Genomic DNA, 23,574 nt, shown 5'->3' with positions numbered 1-23,574 from the left:
CTAAAAGACATTGCTTATATACGCAAGAAGCTATTGAAATCAAAGCTGCTCATCCGCATTACCGGCTGCTGCGTTCATGTTGAAATCCGGGCACCGCTTTCTTGAAGACCTTGTCATGTTTGCCACACAGCTCAAATCCTTTTTCTGGGTTGCCCGCCTCGGCAGCATCACCCAGGCAGCGCGCCAGCTGGGGCTGAGCCAGCCCACGGTCACGGCGCAGATCAAGGCCTTGGAGGAGCAATATGAGGTCGAACTGTTCACGCGCCAGAGCGGAAGACTGGCCATCACCGATGCGGGCCTGAAGCTGCTGCCGGAAATAGAGAAGCTGCTGCTGCAGTCGGCCCAGATCGAATCGGCGCTGCGCCAGTCGGGCCATGTCAACCAGGGTCAGCTGCGCATAGGTGCAACCGCCCCCTACTATGTTCTGGACATCGTCAAGCGCTATCAGCAGCAATATGCGCTGGTGGAAGTGAGCATCGTCAACGGCAATTCGCGCCAGATGATTCAGGCGCTGGCCGAGTACCAGGTAGATCTGGCAACCTCTTCGCATCTGGACACCGACCCGCGCCTGCTGCGCCTTGAACTGGGGCGCGACCCGCTGGCCCTGGTCGTGCACCGGCAGCATGCGCTGGCCGGGCAGAAGTCCGTCGCCATCGAGGATCTGGCAAAGAACACGCTGATCCTGCGCGAGCGCGGCTCCATGACCCGGCAGCTGACCGAGCAGATGCTGGAAGCGGCCCAGGTCAGCCCGCAACGCGTGCTGGAAATTGCCAGCCGCGAGTCCATACGTGAAGCCGTGATCCGCCAGATGGGCATCAGCATTTTTGCGCGGCACGAAGCATCGGCCCACCCTGAACTCGTCGTTCTCGACCTGCAAGGCGAGGTTCCCTGTCTTCCCGAATACCTGTACTGCCTGCGCGAGCGGCGCGATGCACAGCTGATTCAGCCATTTCTGCAGCTGGCCGAATCAGACCAGACTTAATCGAACAGTTCGGCCTGCGTGAATGCAGGCTGATGCTGATCTTTTTCGGACAAGGAAAAGTCGATATCGAGCTGTGGCCAGGCAATAGCTATGTCGGGGTCATTCCAGAGCAGGCCCCGATCCGACTCCGGTGCGTAATAGGCTGTGGCCTTGTATACAAGGTCCGCCGTATCGCTGAGCACCACAAAGCCATGGGCAAAGCCCGGCGGAATCCAGAGCTGTCGGTGATTCTCGGCACTCAGCTCCGCACCCACCCATTTGCCAAAGGTGAGCGAGCTGCGGCGAATATCCACGGCCACATCAAACACCGCACCGGAGATCACACGCACCAGCTTGCCCTGGGCATGGGGCGGCAGCTGGTAGTGCAGTCCACGCAGCACGCCCTTGCTGCTGCGGCTGTGGTTGTCCTGAATGAACTCGTAGTTCGTGCCCGTGGCCTGGTTGAAGAGGTCCTGGCGAAAGCTTTCCACGAAAAGCCCTCGCCCATCCCGATGAATCGTGGGTTTGAACAGCTTGATCTCGGGGATCGCAGTCGGAACGACCTTCATCGCACTCCAGCCTCCAGACATTGCATCAGATACCGTCCGTAGCCGTTCTTAAGCAACGGCCTTGCCAGTTCGGCGAGCTGAGCGGCGTCAATCCAGCCGGCACGAAATGCGATTTCTTCCGGGCACGCCACCTTCAACCCCTGACGCTGCTCGAGGGTGGCAATGAATTGACCGGCCTCCAGCAGACTGTCATGGGTGCCAGTGTCGAGCCAGGCATAGCCTCGCCCCATCAGCTTCACATTGAGCTGACCTCTTTCCAGATAAATACGATTAATGTCTGTAATTTCCAACTCGCCTCTGCCAGAGGGCTTGAGAGTCTTTGCAATCTCGACCACTTGCGAATCGTAGAAATACAGCCCCGTCACTGCGTAATTGGATTTTGGCTCGACCGGCTTTTCCTCTACCGATAGCACCTGTCCTTGCTGGTCAAACTCCACCACCCCGTAGCGGCTGGGCTCCTGCACATGATAGGCAAACACCGTCGCTCCACCCTGGGTCTGATTGGCAACTTTGACCAAGGTCTGCAGATCATGGCCGTGGAAAATATTGTCTCCAAGCACCAGCGCGCAGGAGCCCCCTCCCAGAAAAGACTCGGCAATCAAAAAAGCCTGGGCCAAACCATCAGGGCTGGGCTGCACCTCATACTGAAGGTTCAGGCCCCACTGGCTGCCATCGCCCAGCAGTTGCTGGAAGCGCGGCGTGTCCTGCGGGGTGCTGATGATCAGAATGTCCCGGATGCCCGCCAGCATCAGCGTGCTCAGCGGGTAGTAAATCATGGGCTTGTCGTAGATCGGCAGCAGCTGTTTGCTGATGGCCAGGGTGGCGGGGTGCAGACGGGTGCCGGAGCCGCCAGCCAGAATGATGCCTTTGCGCTGTGTCGTCATGATGAATCAATGGATGGCTTCCAACGCTTTGCAGATAAGCGTTGGAAGCGAGTTATTTGAAAATTACAGAATTTCGCGCAGCATGCGCTCCACGCCTTGCTGCCATGCGGGCAGATGCAGTTGCATGGTCGCTTGCAGCTTTTGCGTATCCAGACGCGAGTTCAAGGGCCGCGCCGCCGGTGTCGGGAAGGCCGTGGTCGGCACGGCAGCAATACTTTGCACCTTCCAGTCCAGATCCGGTCGCAGGCTTTGGGCGCGCTCGATCACATGACTGGCATAGGCATGCCAGTTGGTTTCTCCTGCCGCAACCAGATGGTAGAGACCGCCATCGCCTTCATGAGCGCTCACATGGCGCACGGCATGGGCCGTGACATCGGCGATCAGATCGGCACCGGTGGGTGCCCCCCATTGATCGTTGATCACGCTGAGCGCTTCACGCTCCTGCGCCAGACGCAACATGGTCTTGGCAAAGTTGCCGCCACGCGCTGCATAGACCCAGCTGGTGCGAAAAATCAGATGACGGCAATGCGTGGCCGCAATCCGCTGCTCGCCCTCCAGCTTGGTGCGACCGTAGACCGATAGCGGCCCGGTTGCATCACCCTCCTTGCGTGCCGCACTGCCGGAGCCGTCGAAGACATAGTCGGTGCTGTAGTGCACCAGCAGGGCGCCCAGGCTTTTGGCTTCCAGCGCCATGACTTCAGGGGCTTCGGCGTTCAGGCGCAAGGCCAGATCCGGCTCGCTCTCGGCCTTGTCCACTGCCGTATGCGCTGCGGCATTGACGATCACATCCGGGCGCACGCTGCGAATGGTCTGCGCCAGTGTCTGCAGATCGCCGACATCACCGCACAGGCCATTCCCATCCACATTCACGCTCTGGCGATCCAGCGCAATCACCTCGCCCAAAGGCGCGAGACTACGCTGCAGCTCCCAGCCGACCTGCCCGTTCCTGCCCAGCAGCAGCAGCTTCATGCCGAAGCCTCGCCGGTGTACTGCTTTTGCACCCAGTCACGGTAGGCACCCGACTGCACATGGGCCACCCACTCGGGGTTGGCCAGATACCACTGCACGGTCTTGCGAATGCCGGTCTCGAAGGTCTCGGCCGGCTTCCAGCCCAGCTCGCGTTCCAGCTTGCGCGCATCGATCGCATAGCGGCGATCATGGCCGGGACGGTCGGTCACATAGGTGATCTGCTCGGCATAGGCCTTGCCATCGGCACGCGGGCGCAGCTCGTCGAGCAAGCTGCACACGGTCTTGACGATATCGATATTGGCCTTCTCGTTCCAGCCGCCCACGTTATAGGTCTCGCCCAGTCGGCCAGCCTCCAACACGCGGCGGATAGCGCTGCAATGGTCGCGCACATACAGCCAGTCACGCACCTGCATGCCGTCGCCGTAGATGGGCAGCGGCTTGCCGGCCAGCGCATTGACAATGACCAGCGGGATCAGCTTTTCCGGGAAATGCAGCGGGCCGTAGTTGTTACTGCAGTTCGTCGTCAGCACCGGCAGGCCGTAGGTGTGATGCCAGGCCCGTACCAGATGGTCCGAAGCCGCCTTGCTGGCCGAGTACGGGCTGTTGGGCTCGTAATTGTGCTCTTCGGTAAATGCAGGATCAGTCGGCGCAAGCGTCCCATAGACCTCGTCGGTGGAGACATGCAAAAAGCGAAAACCGGACTTGGCCTCGCCTTCCAGGCCATTCCAATAGGCGCGCACCGCCTCCAGCAGGCGGAAAGTGCCCACCACATTGGTCTGTATGAAATCCTCGGGGCCATGAATGGAGCGGTCCACATGCGACTCGGCCGCAAAGTTCACCACGGCGCGAGGCTGTTGCTGCGCCAACAATTGCGCCAGCTGTGCACTGTCGCCGATATCGGCCTGCACAAACACATGACGGGCATCGCCCTTCAAGCTGGCCAGATTCTCCAGATTGCCCGCATAGGTCAGCTTGTCGATATTGACCACGGGCTCATTCACATGTGCCAGCCAATCGAGAACAAAGTTGGCGCCGATAAAGCCTGCACCGCCGGTTACGAAAATCATAGAGAGCTGCCTCTAAATTTCAGTGATAGCGATAGAAAAGCCCAACCCACGGCCATCAAGCCAGCACACTCAGCCCCAGCGCTTTTCAGCCATCACCAGCAGGCCATCAAAAATCAGGTTGTTGATCAGCTCAAAAGGCCTGGTCATGCTGGGAGACATTTTCCAGCCGGCACCGCCCGCCATGATGCACATCGGCTCTGCACCGCAGTGCTCTGCCAGATGCTGATACATGCGCTCCACCGCACCTGCGATGGCATAGGTGCCGCCGCTGGTCAGCGCATCGCTGGTGTTCTTGGGAAAGCATCTGACTTCACCCGTCGGCACATGCAGGCCCGCAGTACCGCCTTCCAGGGCCCTGAGCATGATGCCATGCCCGGGAATGATCAGGCCGCCCAGAAATCGGCCTTGCGCATCCATGGCATCGACCGTCACTGCCGTGCCCACCATAACCGTGATCAAGGGCCGGGTCTCGCCCAATTGCAACATGTGGTGACGTGCACCAATCATGGCCACCCATCGGTCCGCACCCAGCCTGGAAGGATGGTCATAGCCATTGGTCACCCCTGCTTCTGCGATGGAGGGGACTACCCACTGAGGCTCGAGATTCCATCCCAGCATGAGCTCGATCTGCTCGTGCACCCTGCGCCTTGCCGTCTCACCGGCAACCACGCAGCCCAGCATGCGCTCGGGAGCCGGCAGCCCGGCCCAGGCACCTTCTGCCAGGCGCTCTATATGCTCCAGGAACTCCGCTCCATGGGCCAGCAAGGCAGCACCAGGGCGATGATCTTCATACATGGCCCACTTCAAACGGGTGTTGCCAATGTCTATGGCCAAAAATGTCATGCGGCGGATTATCAGCACTTTTCTCTGTGACAGACAGCCGCTTGTCACATTCATTACAAGTGCGCAGGAAATTGTCAAAGAAAGCGCTCAGTCCATCTCCTGCAAGAAATCATTTCGATTTACCGTTAAAGTGAACCGCTTTCTTCCACTACTTTTGAGGAGTCGAAACCATGGGTCTGTTCAGTTTCATCAAGGAAGCCGGAGAAAAACTGTTTGGCGGCAGCGACGCACATGCGGCCGCACCGGCCGAAGACTTGAATGTCAAGGCGGCTCAGGCGATCGCCAGCTATATCAATACCCAGAATCTGGGCGTATCCGATCTGCAGGTTCAATTCGATGCTTCTCAAGGCAAGGTAACAGTCAATGGCACGGCACCCACTCAGGCCATCAAGGAAAAAGTGACACTGTGCTGCGGCAATGTGGCCAATGTCCAGTCCGTGGACAACCTGATGGCGGTCACCAACCCCGAGCCAGAAGCCCAATACCACGATGTGGTACGCGGTGACACCCTGTCGGCCATCTCCAAGAAGTACTATGGTGATGCCAACAAGTACAACGTGATTTTTGAAGCCAACAAGCCCATGCTCAGCAACCCGGACAGGATTTATCCTGGCCAGAAGCTGCGCATTCCGGCGCTCTGAATCTGGCTCTGTAAATTCAGCCGCAAAAAGCGCTCGCATGAGCGCTTTTTTCATTTGACTCGAAGTTAGACTGCAGCTTATGAAAACTCTGCTCACAGGCGGTGCCGGCTATATCGGCAGCCATACAGCCATCGAACTGATCAGCCACGGTCATGAAGTCGTGATTTTCGACAACTTCAGCAACAGCCATCCTGAAGCAATCCGCCGCGTGGAGCAAATCACTGGACGCACTATTGCCGTGATCAATGGCGATGTCCGCAATCAAGCTGCGCTTGAGCAGGCCCTGCAGGAGCATGGCATTGACAGTGTCGTGCACTTTGCCGGCAAAAAAGCAGTGGGCGAGTCCGTTGCCCAGCCTGTGGACTACTACGACAACAACGTCAATGGCACCCTGGTGCTGCTGCGCGCCATGAAAAAGCACAATGTGCGCAATCTGGTGTTCAGCTCTTCGGCAACAGTCTATGGCTCGCCACAATATTTGCCTCTCAATGAGGTGCACCCTACTTCGGTCACCAATCCCTACGGCCGAAGCAAACTGATGGTGGAAGAGATTCTGTCGGACCTCTACCACTCCGACTCCCAATGGTCGCTGGCCGTGCTGCGCTACTTCAATCCCATTGGTGCCCATGCCAGCGGCCTGATTGGTGAAGACCCTTCGGACATTCCCAACAACCTGCTGCCTTTTGTGGCACAGGTCGCCGTGGGCCGTCGTGAAAAGCTGCAGATCTTTGGCGGCGACTACGACACCGTGGACGGCACCGGTGTGCGTGACTACATCCATGTCGTCGACCTGGCCCGAGGTCATGTCAAGGCTCTCGAGAAGCTGGCCGGCCTGGCCAAGCCCGAGTTGCTGACCATCAACCTGGGCACAGGCAATGGCTACAGCGTGCTCGAAGTGCTGCATGCCTTCGAAAAAGCCTGCGGCAAGACCCTTCCCTATACGATTACAGACCGCCGCCCCGGGGATGTGGCCAGTTGCTACGCAGACCCTGATCACGCCCTGAAAACCCTGGGCTGGCAAGCCGAGCATGATCTGGACACCATGTGCGCCGACACATGGCGCTGGCAAAGCCAGAACCCCAACGGCTATCGCTCGGTCTAGAAGCTGCAGGCCAGGCCCTGCGCATTACTGATGCCAGGGCAGGCCGCGCTTGCGCCAGCCACCCAACTGGCCTCGTTGGCCGTTGGCGTCAACGTCGCCTTCGAAACCTTCAAGAATGTTGTAGGCCTCGATTCCCAGGCCCGCAGCACGCTGGGCAGCCGCAACAGAGCGCACACCGCTGCGGCATAGCAGCACCACTTTCTTGCCCTCGGGTACCGCTGCTCGCAGCTCGGCGTCAAAGTTCTGGTTGGCTGCCATGCCGGGCCACTGCTTCCAGGCCACAGCAACGGCGCCTGGCACCTTGCCCACCCACTCGCGCTCGGCATCGGTGCGCACATCGACCAGAACCGCTTCACCAGCCTGCAGCCATTGCCAGGCCAGCTCCGCCGGCACATCGCCGGCATAGCCGGCAGCGGGTTGGATTTGGGTTGTATTGCTCATTTCATTCCTAGTCTCGATCATTGCCGCTATTCCCAAACGGGCAGAGGCCTGTCTCTCAATGCTCTGCGCAAGTGCTTCCAGTCGGGCAGCACCTGGGCCACCACGGCCCAGAACTGCGGGCTGTGATCCATATGATGCAGATGGGCGAGCTCATGCACCACCACATAGTCGATGATTTGCGGGCTGTGCTGCATCAACCGCCAGTTCAGACGAATGATCCCGCTGCTGTTGGCACTGCCCCAGCGCGTGCTGGCACTTGTCAGGCGCAGCGCATTCCAGCGCACGCCCATGAGGGCGGCAAAGTGCAGCATGCGAGCCGTGAAATAGCTGCGCGCCTCCCGCAGTATCCAGGCCTGAACGGCTGCGCGCACCTGGGCAGGCAGTGCCCCTGTCGGCAAGGGCAGATGCAGGCTTTGCGAGCCATCGCCCCCCTGCTCTCTATGCGTCTGGCGGGTACGCAGCAGTTGTGACGCATCCCCGGTCAGCCGCAAACTCATGGGCTGTCCCAGATAGTCCAGCACGCCTCCATCCTGCCAGAGAATGCGCGCTTCCTGCTTGATCTGCTGTCGCTGTCCGGCTTCCTGCAGCTTGCGCACAATCCAGCCGGCCTTGGTCTGCAGCGCTGATTCGATCTCGCGCATGGCCACCCATTGCGGAGCGGTGACTTCAAGCCCTTGCAGCCCTACGCTGAAGCCTATGCTGCGGCGCGCCGAACGGCGCAGCAGATAAGCCACCTCGCGCCCTTGCAAGCGGGCGCTGTGGCTGGCTTCCGGATGCACCAGAAGTGTGGGCTCTGCAGGCAGCTCATTCTCTTCAGAATCAATAGCACCCACCGAGATATTGACGGGCGCTACAAGCTGACTATTCTCAAATTCCAGCTCGGATTGATCCAAACGCTGTTCAATGGCTTCAGGGCCGCTGCGCCGGCGCTTGCGCGGCATCAACCCGCCCCGACCATCCCCCACCACAGGCGGCACCAGCCATTGCCAAGCTTGCTGCAAGCTATCGCCTGTGGACATGGGCAGTTTTGCCTTATTTTCGGTAGGCCTCTGGGTCCAGGCGCTGCATTTCGGACTCGATCCATGCCTCGACCTCGACCATCAGCTCGTCATGCTTGCGGCCCACCGAAGAAATGGGCTTGCCAATGGAAACATCCACCACGCCGGGCTTTTTGATGAAGGCCTTGCGCGGCCAGCACTTGGCCGAGGTAACAGCGATGGGTACCACGGGCGCACCCGTCATGATGGCCAGACGAGTGGCGCCGGTCTTGTACTCGCCCACCTCTCCACGATTCACACGTGTACCTTCGGGAAACATGATGACCCAGATGCCTTGATCGAGCAGGCGCTTGCCTTGCTCCACCACCTTGTGAAAGGCGCGCGAGCGCTGGGCCCGGTCGATGTGGATCATGTCCAGTGCACCGATGGACCAACCGAAAAATGGCACCTTCAGCAGCTCCTTCTTGAACACATAGGCCAGCGGGCGCGGCATGATGGCAGGCATGAGAAAGGTCTCGTAAGTGGACTGGTGCTTGACCAGCAGCACCACCCCCTGATTCGGGTCCGCAGGCAGGTTCTCCATGCCCTGCACCTGATACCGGACCCCCATGATCACGCGGGCGCTGTCCACCGAGAGCTTGAGCCAGGCGCGGGCAGCGCTGTATGCCTTGGCCGACGAACCGCTGGTCCACTTGGCCAGCAGCACCGCGAAAGTGTAGGGAATGACGGTAATAGCCATCCACAACATGTGGAGGACGGAGCGAATCAGGGACATGACAGCAATCGAATGACGTGAGCACAGACCTGAAGTCTGGCCCATTGATTTGGCACGGTTATCAACAAGAAACATAGCAGCTTGCGCTGCTCTTTCAAGCAGTTGAGTCTATTTTGACCTGAAACCCGAGCTCAATGCGGGGCAGGCGCCGAATCCAGGGGTTGAGCATCCTCATCGCCTCCCAGCGGCAACAGCATATTCACCACGGCCTCCAGATCCGGATAGCGCTCGCTGCCTTCAGGCAGGTCGGCATCGCTGCTGCACTCGGGCCTGGCGGTGGACTCCACGAACACCAGATGGGCGCCCAGAGCCTTGCCCGCCTGCAAATGTTCGACGCCGCTGCCAATGGCCCAGATTTCATGGCCTTCCGCACCGTAGCGATCGGCAATCTGCTCGAACAGCGCTACGCCTGGTTTACGGCACTGGCAGTCTTCATCGGGAGCGTGCGGACAAAAAAACACGGCCTCCACCCGCGCGCCGACGGCTGCCATCTCCCGGTGCATCTTGGCGTGCACGGCGTTGAGCTCGATCACATCGAACAGCCCGCGACCCAGCCCAGGTTGATTGGTGGCGACCACCACATGCCAGCCGGCACGGTTCAGGCGCGAAACCGCCTCCAGCGCACTGGGGACTGCAACCCACTCATCGGGCCGGCCAATGAAACCTTGAGCTCCCCATTGGTTCAGGGTGCCATCACGGTCAAGAATTGCGATCTTCATGGGGGAGACAGTAGTCGACGACAGAAAAAAGCCCGCTTACCTCAAGGCCAAGCGGGCTCGCGATCCAAGACTCCGGCGCTTACTGCCCTTCCCAGCGCTTGAGCACCAGGGAGGCATTGGTGCCGCCAAAGCCAAAGCTGTTGGACAGCACGGTCTTGAGTTCGGCATCGCGGGTCTGGGTGACCAGAGGCATATCGCCCAGCAGCGGATCGGGCGTCTCCACGTTCACGGACCCTGCGATGAAGCCCTTGTTCAGCATGATCAGGCAGTAAATAGCCTCCTGCACACCGGTCGCGCCCAGCGAGTGGCCGGTCAGCGACTTGGTGGACGAGAACGGAGGCACCTGGTCACCGAACAGCTCGCGCATGGCTCGCACTTCCTGCATATCGCCCACAGGGGTCGATGTGCCGTGGGTGTTGATGTAGTCGATGGGCGCATCCACGGTTTCCATGGCCTGCTTCATGCAGGCGATGGCGCCGTCACCCGAAGGAGCGACCATGTCCTCACCGTCGCTGGTAGCGCCAAAGCCCACCACTTCGGCCAGGATGTTGGCACCGCGTGCCAGCGCATGGTCCAGGCTTTCCAGCACCACGGCACCGCCGCCGCCAGCGATCACAAAGCCGTCACGGTTGGCATCGTAGGCACGCGAAGCCTTCTCTGGCGTCTCGTTGTACTTGCTGGACATGGCTCCCATGCCGTCGAACAGCAGAGACATGCCCCAGGACAGCTCTTCGCCGCCGCCGGCAAACATCACATCCTGCATGCCCCAGGCGATCTGCTGGGCCGCAGCACCGATGCAGTGGGCCGAGGTGGAGCAGGCCGAGGTGATGGAGTAGTTGATGCCCTTGACCTTGAAATTGGTTGCCAGGCAGGCCGACACCGTGGAGCTCATGCAGCGTGTGACCTGGTAAGGGCCGACGCGGCGGATGCCTTTTTCACGCAGCGTATCCGCTGCCTCGATCTGGTTGGCGGGCGATCCGCCGCCCGAGCCCATGATCAGACCGGTGCGCGGGCTGCTCACCTGCTCGGGCGTGAGGCCCGCTTGCTTGATCGCGTCTTCGAGGGCGATCTGCGAATAAGCCGCAGCATCGCCCATGAAGCGCAACTGCTTGCGGTCTATGCGCGCTTCGATATCGATCTCGGGAATGCCTGCCACCTGCGAGCGCATGCCCAGTTCCGTGAACTGGGGCATGGCCTTGATGCCGCTCTTGCCCTCGCGCAGCGAGGCCTCCACGGTTGCCAGGTCATTGCCGATGCACGAGACAATGCCCGCGCCGGTGATCACTACCCGCTTCTTGCTCATGCTGCCGTTCCCTTGGCATCACCTTCACGCAGGAACAGACCCACGCGCAGGTCATTGGCCACGTAAATTTCCTTGCCGTCGGCCAGCAGGCGTGCGTCGCCGATGGCCATGTTCAGCTTGCGCTTGATTACTCGCTTGATATCAATTTCATATGTCACGAGTTTGACATCAGGACCTACTTCACCTGTAAACTTGACTTCGCCTGCACCCAGGGCACGACCGCGACCCGGCAAACGCAGCCAGGTCAGGTAAAAGCCGATCAGCTGCCACATGGCGTCCAGGCCCAGGCAACCGGGCATGACGGGATCGCCCTGGAAGTGGCAATCAAAGAACCACAGGTCGGGCTTGACGTCCAGTTCCGCAACAATCTTGCCCAGACCGTGGGCACCGCCGTCCTCGGAGATATGTGTGATGCGATCGAACATCAACATGGGAGGCAGGGGCAGACGTCCGCTATCGGCACCAAACAGCTTGCCTTCGCCGGACGCGATCAGTTGTTCGTAGGAAAAAGATTCAGCCATTCTCTCAATTGCTCCGCGGCAGCCTGTGCAAGCTACCTGTTACTCTGTATTTTGGGTGACGGGACCCGCGCCCGCTGCGCGCGCCCACTGCGGGCGGTACAACCAGGGATTATCAAGGCTCGCGCCCCTACCCGGGACACAATACCCGTTTTCAGGCCCAAGACTCTGCCACAAATGCCACAGCCGCTGATGCCGAGGTGGCTTATTCCGTGCGGGACACTACGCCTTCCTCGATCTTTCTCAAGGAGATCCAGGCCAGCGCGCAGAACACGAGGCACAACAGAGTCAGAGGCAACAGACCCAGAGCATGTACCCAGCGCGCATAAGGCGTCAGCCCGTCGCGCCCCTGAACCCGGCCCTGCAGCACCGCGCGCTCGAAAGGCGCCAGTGCTTTCACCACTTGCCCTTTGTGATCGATCACCACCGTGGCTCCGGTGTTCGTTGCGCGCAACATGGGGCGCTCGAACTCCAGCGCGCGCATGCGGCTGATGGACAGATGCTGATCGATGGCCACGGAGTCGCCAAACCAGCCAATGTTACTCAGATTGACCAGCACCGTGGGAGCCGTCGCCGCATTGCCGAAATGGGCCGCAAGCTCTTCGCCGAACAGGTCTTCGTAGCAGATATTGGGCGACAGGCGCTCACCCGCCCAACTCATGGAAGGCTGGCCCAGTGCGCCGCGATTGAAGTCGCCCAGCGGAATCTTCATGAGTTCGGTGAACCAGCGGAACATGGGCGGAATGAACTCACCAAACGGCACCAGATGGTGCTTATCGTACTGATAAGCCTGGGTCTGCCCCGGCAGCCAGCCTTCGACCGTATTGGTGAAGCCCTTGTCCCAGTTCCCCAGCGGAAGGCCCACCAGAGCCGCGCGGCTGGATTCCTTGGCGACAAAAGGTGCGCGCACAAAGTCCAGATAGCCTTCGGGAAGCTGCTGGGGCAGCAGTGGAATGGCTGTCTCGGGGGCCACGACCAACTGGGCCCTGGCGTCATGCAGCTGCTGGGCATACCAGCGCAGAGCCACCACCACGCCCGAACCCATTTCAAACTTTTCATCCTGCGGAATATTGCCCTGCAGCAGCTCCACGCTCATGCCGGGCTGCTGACCAGGTGCTTCAATGGCGGCATCACGCGACCACCACAGCCCGCCCCAGACCAGGCCCAGGGCCACAGCAGATGCCAGGGCCGGCCTGAATTTCAGCAACGCCGATCTGGTCTGCATGCGCCAGACCAGCAGCGCCAGCCAGGCTGCAGCCCAGGCCGCCACAAACCCCGTGCCGTAGACGCCAATCCAGCGCGGCAGCACGGCCAGCGGGCCTTCCACATGGGCATAGCCGCCTGCGCCCCAGGGAAAACCGGTCCAGAGCCAGCCACGCGCCAGCTCGGCCAGCGTCCAGAGTGCAGCAAAGACCATCGCTAACAATGCATCCGGCGCCTTTGCCAAACGCTTGAAGCACCATGCAGCCACGGCGTAATAACCGCCCAGAAAGCCCGCCAGCGCCAACACGGCTGCCACCGCCAATGGCGCCGCCAATCCGCCATAGGTGTGCATGGAGATGAAGAGCCACCAGAAGGTGGCCGCCAGCCAGGCCGTGCCGAACAGCCAGGCCCGGCCTGCCGCCTGAGCGGCGGTACGGGCAGCCAGCAGCGCATGAACCAGCACCGCCAGCGACAGAATCTGCAGCCACCACAGCGGACGGCCATAACCTCCGGCCAAGCTCAGCCAGCCGTCACCCTGGCCGCGAGCCCAGGGCCAGGCCAGAGAGAAGGCCTGCAGCCCGCCTGCAATCAGCATCAAAAGCCAGCTCATCCAGCCTTTGGGCCTGGCAGCAGCGGTCTGAACGGTAGAGGCAGTGGTGGTCATAGGAATCAGCAGGCACTAACAAAACACCCAACCGGGCGGTTGGGTGAATTCAAGCATACGAGGTATCGCCAAGATTTGTGCATACCAAGAGGCACAACCAGTATTTCCATCGGCATCACACCGGGCCTGACCCGGATTTGCGCAAGTCGCGATCAGTTGCGAACCAAGCTGTCTGGCGAAGGATCGCGCACCACCTTGAACCAGCGCACCGCGCCGCCCTTGGTGTGGAGCACGGTGAACTCCAGCCCGCCCAGATGAATCTGCTCGCCACGCTTGGGCACATGGCCGATTTCATGGGCAATCAATCCACCAATGGTATCGAACTCGGCATCGGGGTCGCTGGCATGCAGCGAAGTCTCGAACTCCTCGCTCACATGCTCGATGCTGGCATCGCCCGCCACGCGGTAGCTGTTGTCGGCCAGAGCAAAGATATCGCCCTCGTCCTCGGGGATGTCAAACTCGTCCTCGATCTCGCCAACGATTTCTTCCAGCACATCTTCAATCGTCACCAGGCCGGCCACACGGCCGAACTCGTCGATGACGACGGCCAGATGATTGCGATTGGCGCGGAACTCACGCAGCAGGTCGTTCAGGCCCTTGCTCTCGGGCACGAAGACGGCCGGGCGCACCAGAGCACGAATATTCAGGGTGGGAGAGCGCTGCAGCTTGAGCAAATCCTTGGCCATGAGAATGCCAATGATGTTCTCGCGCTCGCCCTGGTAGACCGGAAAGCGCGAATGCGCCGTGGTCAGAACCTGGTGCAGGATTTCTTCATACGGAGCATCGATATTGATGAGATCCATGCGTGGCGCGGCCACCATGACTTCTCCGGCGCTCATGTCGGCCATGCGAATCACGCGCTCCAGCATGACGCGCGACTCGGTGCCGATGACCTGGTTGTCTTCGGCTTCGGCCAGGGTTTCGATCAGTTCATCGGGAGACTCCGGTGCCGGATGGATGAACTCAGCCACCTTTTGCAGGAAGCTTCGCTTGTCTTCCTTCTCGGGAAGTCGCGCAGGATGGGGGTCAGACACTGTCTTGGAGTGCAGGACGTGCGGTAGTCGAACAAGTCCCCAAGAATAACGGATTGTGTTGACAGACGGCTTGCTAGCTCACAAAAGCCATGAACGACTGTCACCGAGCGCACTCAGTCAAAGCTATTTTGATATCTGCTTGCGCTTGTCTTTATTGGGCTGCAGCCTTGCCGGCTTCACAAGACGATTTACTCGCCTGATTTATGGCGGCCTTCCTGCACGCCCTTGCGCACTTCCTGCACGCCGGCCAGGAAAGCCCAGAAATTGACGGCCTGCTTCTTGAGCTGGTAGTCCATCTCGCCCAGTTGCTCCGTCACCAGCTCGCTGACATGGGTCTCGAAGTCGGCAGGCGGCAGCTCCAGATAGGCTTCGGATTCCGAACCTTCTCGCTTGACCGTGGCACCCGCGTTGCGCGCAATCTTGAGCATGGCCGTGTTCTCGGACAGCGCATGGATGAACATCATGCTCACGTTCTTGCTGCGCGCATGCAGCACTGCACGTGCAAACAGACGTGCCCCCAGCCCCTTGCCGCGTGCACTCTTGAGCACGGAGACGCCGAATTCCGCGCATTTCTCATGCTCGGGGTGGCCGGCAAAGGCCAGATGCGCCATGGAGATCAATTCCAGGCGGCGGTTGAAGATGCCGAAGATATCGTCGCGCTCGAAATCGAGCTGCTCGACATAGCGGCGCACCTGCTCGTCGTTGGCTGCATAGCCAAAGCGCAGATAGCGATCACGCGCATCCAGCTTGAGCAGATGCTTGATGATGCGGTCGCGATGGCGCGGACTCAGCGAACGGATGGGGACCAAGGACGGCGAGCGACGCTCGGCGCCATGGGACTTGCCCATGTCTCGCAGCCAGCCTGAGCCGGCCTGCCAGGGCGATGTCAACCAGTCTTTGGGGAGGTTCATAGCCTGAAATATAGGTAAAAACCCGAGGTTTCACAAGCCGCATATTGCATTGCAACAATCCTGTAAGGATTTTCCGCTAATTCAACACCTTAGCTTCTGTTTCCGGCTAGGTCATGGTCCATATGAAGGACCTCTACGAAGGCTTAGAGCGGCACGGCCGTCGTGACCTTGACCCGGTCCATGACAAAGCTGGTTTTGCAATCCTGAACACTGGGGTGTTTGAGCAGCGTGTCCATGATGAAACGACTGTAATGCTGCATGTCCGCCACCACCACCCGCAGCAGATAGTCCATCTCGCCAGTGAGGGAGACGCACTCCACCACCTCGGGCCAGGTCTGCACGCTGGCACGGAACACATCCATGGGATTGCGCTTGCTGGTTTCGGTGTATTTTTCCAGACGCACATTGATATAGGCCGTCAGCCCCAGGCCCACGGTCTCGGGCTGCACCAAAGCCACATAGCGATCGATGACACCGTTTTCCTCCAGCCGCTTGACACGGCGCAGCACGGCGCTGGGCGACAGGCCAACCTGCTCCCCGATGACGTCATAAGTTTCTCGGCCATTGGCCTGCAATCGGCGCAAAATTGCCTTATCCAGTTTGTCGATGGTGTGCATGGAACTCATGGCGGCAGATTATAAAAAAAGCGCAGTTTTTATTAATGGTTAACCCTTGATAACCATTTAAATTGCATGAAATCAATTTTCCATGCAATTTTCATGCATTGAGCTGTTTGCAGCCAAGGCATTTTTGCATGAAGCTTGTCCGCGCCCTGTCCTACAGTGCATCCATCGTCGACACCTGTTCTTCATGTGTTGCGCCCCTACCCGATGGAGACCTCTGCCATGAACGCCCCGTTGACCCAAAGCAATGCCAGCCAGTTCCAGACCTGGGACAACCCCATGGGCACGGACGGCTTCGAGTTCGTCGAATACGCGGCCCCCGATCCCGTGGCCATGGGTCAGCTGTTCGAGCGCATGGGCTTTCAGGCCATTGCCAAGCACCGCCGCAAGAACGTGACCCTGTATCGCCAGGGCGAGATCAACTTCATCATCAATGCCGAACCCGACAGCTTTGCCCAGCGTTTCGCGCGTCTGCACGGCCCCAGCGTCTGCGCCATCGCCATCCGCGTCAACGACGCCAAGTACGCCTATGAGCGCGCCACCTCGCTGGGTGCCTGGGGCTATGCCCAGCAGGCCGCCCCCGGCGAACTGAGCATTCCCGCCATCAAGGGCATTGGCGACTCCCTGATCTATTTCATCGACAAATGGCGCGGCAAGAATGGCGCCAAGGACGGTGATCTCGGCAATATCAGCTTCTTCGACGTGGACTTCGAGCCTCTGTCCGGTGCCGATCTGCATCCCGAGGGCCTGGGCCTGACCTATATCGACCACCTGACCAACAACGTCTACCGCGGCCGCATGGCCGAGCTGGCCGAGTTCTACGAGCGCATCTTCAACTTCCGCGAGATCCGCTACTTCGACATCGAAGGCCAGGCCACAGGCGTCAAGAGCAAGGCCATGACCAGCCCCTGCGGCAAGATCCGCATTCCCATCAACGAGGAAGGCAACGACAAGGCCGGCCAGATTCAGGAGTATCTGGACATGTACCACGGCGAAGGCATACAGCACATCGCGCTGGGATCGACCAATCTCTACGACACCGTGGACGGTCTGCAGATGAACGGCATCAAGCTGCTGAACACCAGCGAGACCTATTACGAGCTGCTGCCCAAGCGCATCCCGGACCTGCAGGAACCCATTCCCGAGCTGCTGGCGCGCAACATCCTTGTGGACGGCCAGCCCGGCGAGCTGCTGCTGCAGATCTTCAGCGAAAACCAGCTGGGTCCCATCTTCTTCGAGTTCATCCAGCGCAAGGGCAATAGCGGCTTTGGCGAGGGCAATTTCAAGGCCTTGTTCGAGACCATGGAACTCGACCAGATGCGCCGCGGCGTGCTCAAGACCTGAGCCAGATCAACGGAGTCTGCCATGCGCCACCTCGGCCTGCACCCGCCTCGTCTGCTCGCTTGCAGCATGGCCGGCGTGGACTCCGTCGCTACGCAATACATCAAAAAGATACCAATGGTTACCACTCCATCAAACGGACCATGTGGCGACCGATTTCCGTCCCTATACTTCCCGCCATGCTGCACTGCCGCATCCACGCCTGGCGTGAGGCGTTGCCGCCAGCTTCAACGCCCGGAAGGATCCAGTGTCGCGACCACATCAGCCACCCGCTACAGCCCCAGAGGACTGCAGATCACCGGGGATGGACGCGCCTGCCGACACTTGGCGCCTTTCCCGCCGCCAGGCCATGTCGCTGGCGGTGGCTTCGGCGACATCCCTGATCGCGGACAGCGCGCATGCTGCCAGGGATGCGAGCGCCCTGCCGTCGAATTCCAGCCGCAGCCGCAACGAACTCTCGCTGGTCGTTCCCTATGCGGCGGGCGGGCCGCTGGATCGGGCAGCGCGCAAGCTGACCCAGGAAACCACGGCCCTGGGCAATATCAATGTACTCAATGTCGCAGGCGACGGTGGCGCCACGGGTGCAGCCATGGTGGCCAGAGCAGGAGCGCGCGAGCCCATGCTGCTGATGGGTGCCGTGGCCACACATGCCATCCTTCCCTGGCTCAACCCCCAGTTGCCCTACGATCCGCTGCGCGACTTTCAGCCGCTGACACTCGTGGCCCGCATGCCTCATGTACTGGTCATGCGCAGCGAACTGGCCATGCAGTGGCGCATCTACACACCCGAGGATTTGCTGCGCTTCATGTCCAAGCACCGGCAGCCCCTGCGCTATGCCTCGGCGGGCAACGGCAGCATCGGCCATATCGCGGGCCAGTGGTTCCAGTCGCTGACCCAGGTTCCGCTCCAGCACCTGCCGTTTGGCGGGGCCAGACCGGCTCTGTCGGCTCTGCTCGAGGGCACGGCCGATCTGATGTTCGACAACATCGCCTCGGCTCTGCCTCATCTGCGGGCCGGCAGACTCAAGGCCATTGGCGTGACCTGGCGCTCGCCGCTGCCGGCTCTGCCGGAAGTGCCCAGCCTGGACGACAGCATCAAGGGCATGAATCTGACCACCTGGTTCGGCATCTTTGCCACTGCCGGCATCACGGACAGCCAGGCCAAACGCTGGTCGGAGGCTTTTGCCCAGACGCTGCAAAGACCCGATATACAGCAGTACTTCGACGCCATGGGCGTGGTGCGCGACGACCTGCGTCTGCAGGACTTTGCCCGCCTGGTGCAGGCCGAGCATGCACGCTACGGACAGCTCGTCAAGCGCGCCCAGATACAGATGCACTGAGCCAGCTTTCGGCTCGCTTCTCCTTTTCCCTGCTGCGCCCCGGCCACGAGCTCTGGTCGCAGCCTTCGCGACCCCTCATCTCAGGGAGTGCCTTATGAACAGCATCCAGAACAACGCCACCATGACCGGCGGCATCGGCGCGGCCCCCGTCGTCTATGGCCAGTCCGACCGCCCGCCACGCGGCGACTACACGCGTGCCCATGCCGACTACACCTGCACGCAGGACTATGCCGCCTATACCGAGGCCGAGCACGACACCTACCACCGCCTCTACGAGCGCCAATCCGCGCTGCTTCCGGGCCGCGCCAGCCAGCATTTCATCGACGCCCTGCCGTCGCTGGGCGCCAAGGAGCGCATTCCACGCTTCGAGGAAATCAACGAGCGACTATTCAAGGCAACGGGCTGGGAGATCGTCGGCGTTCCAGGTCTGATTCCCGAGGTACCGTTCTTCTCGCTGCTGGCCCAGCGCAAATTCCCGGTCACGGACTGGATACGCAAGCCCGAGGAGTTTGAATACATCGTCGAGCCCGACATCTTTCACGACCTCTTCGGCCATGTGCCGCTGCTGTTCAACCCCGTCATGGCCGATTTCATCCAGGCCTACGGACAGGGCGGCCTCAAGGCCGCCGAGCTCGGCGCCTGCGAGATGCTGTCGCGCCTGTACTGGTACACGGTGGAATTCGGTCTGATCCGTGAGAGCGGCGGCGTGCGCGCCTATGGCGCAGGCATTCTCAGCTCCGTGGGCGAGCTGGAGTACAGCGTCAACAGCCCGCAGCCGCATCGTCTGCCGCTGCAACTGGAGCGCACCATGCGCACGCTCTACAAGATCGACACCTATCAACAGACCTATTTCGTGATTGATGACATGCCCCACCTGCTGAACCTGGCCGATGCCGACTTTGCGCCGCTGTACGAGCAGCTGCGTCAGCTGCCCACCATTGGCGCCAAGGAGTTGCTGCCCGGCGAGCAGCTGATTTAGTCAGCGGATGTATACCGGCACGCGCCATGGCAAGCGCGAGGTCAAGAGCCGAATTGTCAGATGAGAATTCGGCTCTATTCCTTTCCAGAAAAGCGTATAAAGCTCCATTTTCAATAGCATCCGACGCAGAATATCCAGGCTGCAAGCCCTGCCAGGCTTGGCTGCGCCCTGAAACCCTGCCCGCCGCATTGCACCTATAGTGAGCGCCAGAGGCAAACTGCCGCCCACTCACTTCTTCACAATGCATTACCGCTGCAACCGACTGCTGCGCTGGCTTTTAGCGCTCCAACTTTGCATAGGTCTGGCCGTCGCGGCCGAGCTGCCTGCCAATGGCGATATCCAGACCACCTCCATCGCCCAGATTCAACAGGCATCGAACACGCTGGACAAGGTACGCCAGTCGCTCGATGACGCCGACACCTCCGAAACGCTGCAGGCACTGTCCGAAAAAGCCCTGCAGTCCAAACGCGATGCCGACAATGCCGTCACGGCGCTGGAGCCGCTGCTCAAGCAGATCGACGCCCGCATTGCCCAGTTGGGGCCGGTGGCCGAAGGCAGCGAGGAATCCCCCGAGCTGAGTCTGCAGCGCAAGGATCTGGCGCAACAGCACAGCGAGCTGGACTCCGCGCTCAAGCGCGGCAAGCTGTTGTCCATGGAGGCCAAGCAGACCACGGACAGCATCGAGAAAATCCGCACCCAGCAGTTCAACGCACAGATCGCCCGCAAGGTGGCATCGCCGCTGTCGCCCTCGCTGTGGAAGCAGTTTGCAGAGCATCTGCCGACCGACCTGCAGCGCATTGCGGCCCTGACACGCCAGGGCCAGGCCAGCTTTGCGGCAGCCATTGCCGAACATGGCTGGTCGGCCACGCTGAACGGCATCGCCCTGGCGCTGTTCGTGATGTTTCCGCTGCGTATCGGCCTGCGCTATGCGGGCCGAAAATTTGCGTCCTCCGAACGCGCGCCCAACGGACGGCTGCGCCGCACGGGTCTGGCTGTCTGGATGCTGGTAGTGGGCACGGCCCTACCCGGCCTGGCCAGCCTGGTATTCATCGAGAGCCTGCGCTCCATAGACGCGATTGCACCGCGCCTGCAGACCGTGGCCGATGCCTGGATTCAATCCTCATTTGTCGCCGCCTTCTTCCTCTCCGTCAGCGCCTGCCTGCTGGTGCCCAAGCGTCCGACCTGGCGGCTGCTCAACATCGACGACATCGCCGCCCCTGCGCTCACACGCTTTGCCTGGGGAGCCGCCGGTCTGACCTGGTTCTCCATGATGCTCAACGCGGTAGACATTGCCGCACGCACCAGTGCCGTCAGCAGCGTGGCCCTGGACGGACTGATTGCGCTCGTCTATGCATTGCTCATCATGTCGGTGCTGATGGTCATCAACAAGCAACGCAAGCGCCAGCAACTGGCCGAGCGTGAGAAGGCCGCTCATCATGGTGACGATTACCGGCCTGCGGCAACCAGTCGCTGGCTGATGCTGGCCTGGCTGGGCGGGCATCTGACGGTGCTGGCCGCGCTCATCGCAGCGCTGATCGGTTATCTGAACTTCTCGGTATTCGCAGCCACGCAAATGGTCTGGATCACCGTGGTGGTTCTGGCCACCTCGCTGCTGATGAAGTTTGCCGACGACGTCTTTACCTGGCTGTGCTCCAGCGAGAGCCGTATCGGCCAGGGCTTCGCTGCCGGCACGGGGCTCAAGCCCTCGCGCCTGGAACAGATCGGCGTTCTGCTATCGGCTCTCACGCGTGTCTGTCTGCTGTTGCTGGGGCTGATGGCGCTGATCGCGCCCTTTGGCAACTCCAGCAGCCTGATCGTGCTGGCCGATACGCTGACCAACGGTCTGCCCGTTGGCGACTCCTTCCTGCGCCCCATGACGATCTTGCGCGGCCTGCTGGTGCTGGTGGCGGGGCTGACGCTGTTTGGTGCCTTGCAGCACTGGCTGGTGGAGACCTTTCTGCCCAAGACCGAGCTGGATATAGGCGCACGCAACTCCATCAGCACCGTGGCCCGCTATATGGGCATTTTGCTGTCCGGCCTATGGACGCTGGCCGCCCTGGGCATAGGCTTTGAAAAAGTGGCTCTGCTGGCCAGCGCTTTGTCCGTCGGCATCGGCTTCGGTCTGCAGGCCATCACGCAGAACTTCGTCTCGGGCCTGATTCTGCTGGCCGAGCGCCCCGTGAAGCTGGGCGACCGCGTGCGCATCGGCGATCAGGTCGGCGACATCCGCCGCATCAGCGTGCGCGCCACCGAGATCCAGACCGATGACAAATCCACCGTCATCGTGCCCAACTCGGAGTTCATCACCAAGTCCGTGCAGAACCTGACCATGGATGGCGCGCTGGGCCGCATCTCGATCGCGTTCTCGGTGCCGCTGAACACCGATATCGTCAAGCTGCGCGAGGTGCTGCTGGGCCTTTATGCCGAGCATGAGGCCGTGCTGAGCACCCCGGCCCCCTCAATGTATGTGGACTCCATCAATGGCAGCGTGGTCAACATCACCAGCTTCGGCCATGTCTCCAGTTCGCGCAATGTCTACAGCACGCGCAGCGACCTGCTATTCGGCCTGTTGCAGCGCTGCGCCGAGCAGAAGATCGCCCTGGTTTCCGCGACCGACATCCACCTGATTCAGGACCCGCAGGCCCGTGCCCCGGCGTCGGCTGCGGAGGCGCCCACCTCGGCTGCCTGATACCGCTCCTGCGATCGCTCTTGAGGTCGCGCCTGCAGTTGCGCCTGCAGCTGCAGGCAGTGCTGCCAGACCCGCTGGTCAAACAGCAGCTGCATATGCGCTGCATCGTCGACCTGACGACACTGCGCATTCGGCAAGATCGCAAGGTCGGGGGGGAAGACGATATTGTCGCTGCTGCTGCACCAGCAGCTGAATGGCACATCCTGGGGCGGCGGCCCCAGCCGCTGCAGCCAGTCGCTGCCTTCGCGCATCTCCACGGCCGGCAGGCGCTGCGCAAACCGCGCCAGCCAGGCGCCACCATGCGGCGTGGCCACCGTGACCACATGGGCTGCAAAACGCGCACGCTCACCGGCATCGAGCCGCTTGAGCCAGGCCCGCACCACCAGACCGCCCATGCTGTGCGCAACCAGAAGCGGGGCACGGCCGGTTTGCTGGACCATGGCTTTCACGCATCTGTCGAGATCGTCCACCATGGCATCGACAGGACTGCCATGAGCCGGCTCCAGCGTCACGGCCATGCAGGGAATGCCACGTGCCTTGAGCCTGCGCAGCCAGACGGTCCACACGCCACGGTTGCAGAAATAGCCATGCACCAGTACCACGCCCACCTGCCCTTGCACCTGCTTGCCCTCGCGATCCACAGGCACTCCATCGTGCTCTGCATGCTCGCCAAAAGGAATCTGCCAGCCGAACAGCCGCCAGGCCCAGCGCCACTCGGCAAACCAGGCCCGCAACGCAACCATGGCAGGCGGCAGCGGCAATCCACGACCGCGCAGCACCGCACGCATCATCAGCATCTGCGTGCCGAGCTGCAGCCCGGCTCCGCTCGCAATCAGCCCCGCACCCAGCAGTGCCACAGCCACTGAGCGCGGCCACCAATAGCTGCACCAGAGCAACAGCGCCAGCCAGCTTCCCATCACCACACAGCGCCAGAACCAAGTATTCAAAGCCTGCACCTCCAAGCGCAAGCGTAGCAAGCATGCCGCTCAACGCCTAGGACA

At 60.9% G+C, this 23,574-nt stretch carries 23 protein-coding genes; 7 read left to right on the top strand and 16 right to left on the bottom strand.

The annotated features are described in order from the left end of the window. Positions 1-115 precede the first annotated feature (115 nt). Positions 116-982 carry a LysR substrate-binding domain-containing protein gene (locus EIC84_RS09950; RefSeq protein ID WP_003068032.1) on the top strand — a complete coding sequence of 289 codons (867 nt, stop codon included), beginning with the start codon at positions 116-118 and terminating at the stop codon, positions 980-982. Here EIC84_RS09950 and rfbC read toward each other — a convergent pair. The 5 genes from rfbC to EIC84_RS09925 all read right to left on the bottom strand — a co-directional run bounded on the left by rfbC (position 979) and on the right by EIC84_RS09925 (position 5,293). Further along, positions 979-1,530 carry a dTDP-4-dehydrorhamnose 3,5-epimerase gene (gene rfbC, locus EIC84_RS09945; RefSeq protein ID WP_003068031.1) on the bottom strand — a complete coding sequence of 184 codons (552 nt, stop codon included), beginning with the start codon at positions 1,528-1,530 and terminating at the stop codon, positions 979-981. The two genes, EIC84_RS09950 and rfbC, sit on opposite strands and share 4 nt — an antisense overlap. Continuing rightward, complete coding sequence (gene rfbA, locus EIC84_RS09940) at positions 1,527-2,414, bottom strand: glucose-1-phosphate thymidylyltransferase RfbA (RefSeq protein WP_003068030.1); 888 nt, start codon at positions 2,412-2,414, stop codon at positions 1,527-1,529. Before rfbA ends, rfbC begins: the two co-directional genes overlap by 4 nt. A 63-nt stretch (positions 2,415-2,477) precedes the next feature. Then, positions 2,478-3,383 carry a dTDP-4-dehydrorhamnose reductase gene (gene rfbD / locus EIC84_RS09935; protein WP_003068029.1) on the bottom strand — a complete coding sequence of 302 codons (906 nt, stop codon included), beginning with the start codon at positions 3,381-3,383 and terminating at the stop codon, positions 2,478-2,480. Beyond that, complete coding sequence (gene rfbB / locus EIC84_RS09930; RefSeq protein ID WP_003068028.1) at positions 3,380-4,450, bottom strand: dTDP-glucose 4,6-dehydratase; 1,071 nt, start codon at positions 4,448-4,450, stop codon at positions 3,380-3,382. Before rfbB ends, rfbD begins: the two co-directional genes overlap by 4 nt. A 69-nt stretch (positions 4,451-4,519) precedes the next feature. Then, positions 4,520-5,293 (bottom strand): type III pantothenate kinase, encoded by a 774-nt coding sequence (locus EIC84_RS09925; RefSeq protein ID WP_003068027.1) that lies wholly within the window; start codon positions 5,291-5,293, stop codon positions 4,520-4,522. 170 nt (positions 5,294-5,463) lie between these two features. On the opposite strand from EIC84_RS09925, the gene lysM reads away from it, so the two are divergent. Then, positions 5,464-5,934, top strand: a complete 471-nt coding sequence (gene lysM / locus EIC84_RS09920; RefSeq protein ID WP_003068026.1) for a peptidoglycan-binding protein LysM — start codon at positions 5,464-5,466, stop codon at positions 5,932-5,934. 79 nt (positions 5,935-6,013) lie between these two features. Further along, positions 6,014-7,036, top strand: a complete 1,023-nt coding sequence (galE, locus tag EIC84_RS09915; protein WP_003068024.1) for a UDP-glucose 4-epimerase GalE — start codon at positions 6,014-6,016, stop codon at positions 7,034-7,036. A 24-nt stretch (positions 7,037-7,060) separates the two neighbouring features. On the opposite strand, the gene EIC84_RS09910 is transcribed toward galE, so the two are convergent. The 10 genes from EIC84_RS09910 to EIC84_RS09865 all read right to left on the bottom strand — a co-directional run bounded on the left by EIC84_RS09910 (position 7,061) and on the right by EIC84_RS09865 (position 16,228). Beyond that, positions 7,061-7,477, bottom strand: coding sequence for a rhodanese-like domain-containing protein (locus EIC84_RS09910; RefSeq protein WP_003068022.1), 417 nt, complete (start codon positions 7,475-7,477; stop codon positions 7,061-7,063). A 26-nt stretch (positions 7,478-7,503) separates the two neighbouring features. After that, positions 7,504-8,496: a M48 family metallopeptidase gene (locus EIC84_RS09905; RefSeq protein ID WP_003068021.1), complete on the bottom strand. Its 993-nt coding sequence runs from the start codon at positions 8,494-8,496 to the stop codon at positions 7,504-7,506. A gap of 13 nt (positions 8,497-8,509) precedes the next feature. After that, positions 8,510-9,250, bottom strand: coding sequence for a 1-acyl-sn-glycerol-3-phosphate acyltransferase (locus EIC84_RS09900; protein WP_003068020.1), 741 nt, complete (start codon positions 9,248-9,250; stop codon positions 8,510-8,512). A gap of 131 nt (positions 9,251-9,381) precedes the next feature. Beyond that, positions 9,382-9,969, bottom strand: coding sequence for an HAD-IIIA family hydrolase (locus EIC84_RS09895; protein WP_003068019.1), 588 nt, complete (start codon positions 9,967-9,969; stop codon positions 9,382-9,384). Positions 9,970-10,048: 79 nt separating this feature from the next. After that, the gene (gene fabB / locus EIC84_RS09890) at positions 10,049-11,272 is read right to left on the bottom strand and encodes a beta-ketoacyl-ACP synthase I (protein WP_003068018.1); all 1,224 of its coding nucleotides are present in this window, start codon (positions 11,270-11,272) and stop codon (positions 10,049-10,051) included. Further along, positions 11,269-11,793: a bifunctional 3-hydroxydecanoyl-ACP dehydratase/trans-2-decenoyl-ACP isomerase gene (gene fabA, locus EIC84_RS09885; RefSeq protein ID WP_003068017.1), complete on the bottom strand. Its 525-nt coding sequence runs from the start codon at positions 11,791-11,793 to the stop codon at positions 11,269-11,271. Before fabA ends, fabB begins: the two co-directional genes overlap by 4 nt. A 202-nt stretch (positions 11,794-11,995) precedes the next feature. Then, positions 11,996-13,657 (bottom strand): apolipoprotein N-acyltransferase, encoded by a 1,662-nt coding sequence (gene lnt, locus EIC84_RS09880; protein WP_003068016.1) that lies wholly within the window; start codon positions 13,655-13,657, stop codon positions 11,996-11,998. Between the two features lie 152 nt (positions 13,658-13,809). Beyond that, positions 13,810-14,691, bottom strand: a complete 882-nt coding sequence (locus EIC84_RS09875) for an HlyC/CorC family transporter (protein ID WP_003068015.1) — start codon at positions 14,689-14,691, stop codon at positions 13,810-13,812. A 188-nt stretch (positions 14,692-14,879) separates the two neighbouring features. Continuing rightward, positions 14,880-15,602: a GNAT family N-acetyltransferase gene (locus tag EIC84_RS09870; RefSeq protein ID WP_003068014.1), complete on the bottom strand. Its 723-nt coding sequence runs from the start codon at positions 15,600-15,602 to the stop codon at positions 14,880-14,882. A 143-nt stretch (positions 15,603-15,745) separates the two neighbouring features. Then, positions 15,746-16,228, bottom strand: a complete 483-nt coding sequence (locus EIC84_RS09865) for an Lrp/AsnC family transcriptional regulator (protein WP_034354614.1) — start codon at positions 16,226-16,228, stop codon at positions 15,746-15,748. A 219-nt stretch (positions 16,229-16,447) separates the two neighbouring features. On the opposite strand from EIC84_RS09865, the gene hppD reads away from it, so the two are divergent. The 4 genes from hppD to EIC84_RS09845 all read left to right on the top strand — a co-directional run bounded on the left by hppD (position 16,448) and on the right by EIC84_RS09845 (position 22,573). Continuing rightward, positions 16,448-17,569 (top strand): 4-hydroxyphenylpyruvate dioxygenase, encoded by a 1,122-nt coding sequence (gene hppD / locus EIC84_RS09860; protein ID WP_003068010.1) that lies wholly within the window; start codon positions 16,448-16,450, stop codon positions 17,567-17,569. A 301-nt stretch (positions 17,570-17,870) separates the two neighbouring features. Further along, positions 17,871-18,905 carry a tripartite tricarboxylate transporter substrate binding protein gene (locus tag EIC84_RS09855; protein ID WP_003068008.1) on the top strand — a complete coding sequence of 345 codons (1,035 nt, stop codon included), beginning with the start codon at positions 17,871-17,873 and terminating at the stop codon, positions 18,903-18,905. Positions 18,906-18,999: 94 nt separating this feature from the next. Further along, positions 19,000-19,884 carry a phenylalanine 4-monooxygenase gene (gene phhA / locus EIC84_RS09850; RefSeq protein WP_003068006.1) on the top strand — a complete coding sequence of 295 codons (885 nt, stop codon included), beginning with the start codon at positions 19,000-19,002 and terminating at the stop codon, positions 19,882-19,884. Positions 19,885-20,125: 241 nt separating this feature from the next. Then, on the top strand, positions 20,126-22,573 hold the full coding sequence (locus EIC84_RS09845; protein WP_003068003.1) for a DUF3772 domain-containing protein: 2,448 nt from the start codon (positions 20,126-20,128) through the stop codon (positions 22,571-22,573). Here EIC84_RS09845 and EIC84_RS09840 read toward each other — a convergent pair. Further along, positions 22,513-23,520 (bottom strand): triacylglycerol lipase, encoded by a 1,008-nt coding sequence (locus EIC84_RS09840; RefSeq protein ID WP_050788994.1) that lies wholly within the window; start codon positions 23,518-23,520, stop codon positions 22,513-22,515. The genes EIC84_RS09845 and EIC84_RS09840 overlap by 61 nt on opposite strands. Positions 23,521-23,574 lie beyond the last annotated feature (54 nt).

It is taken from the genome of Comamonas sp. A23 (assembly GCF_004522605.1).
Taxonomy (GTDB): Bacteria; Pseudomonadota; Gammaproteobacteria; order Burkholderiales; family Burkholderiaceae_C; genus Comamonas; species Comamonas thiooxydans.
This window is presented reverse-complemented; position numbering and strand designations above follow the sequence as displayed.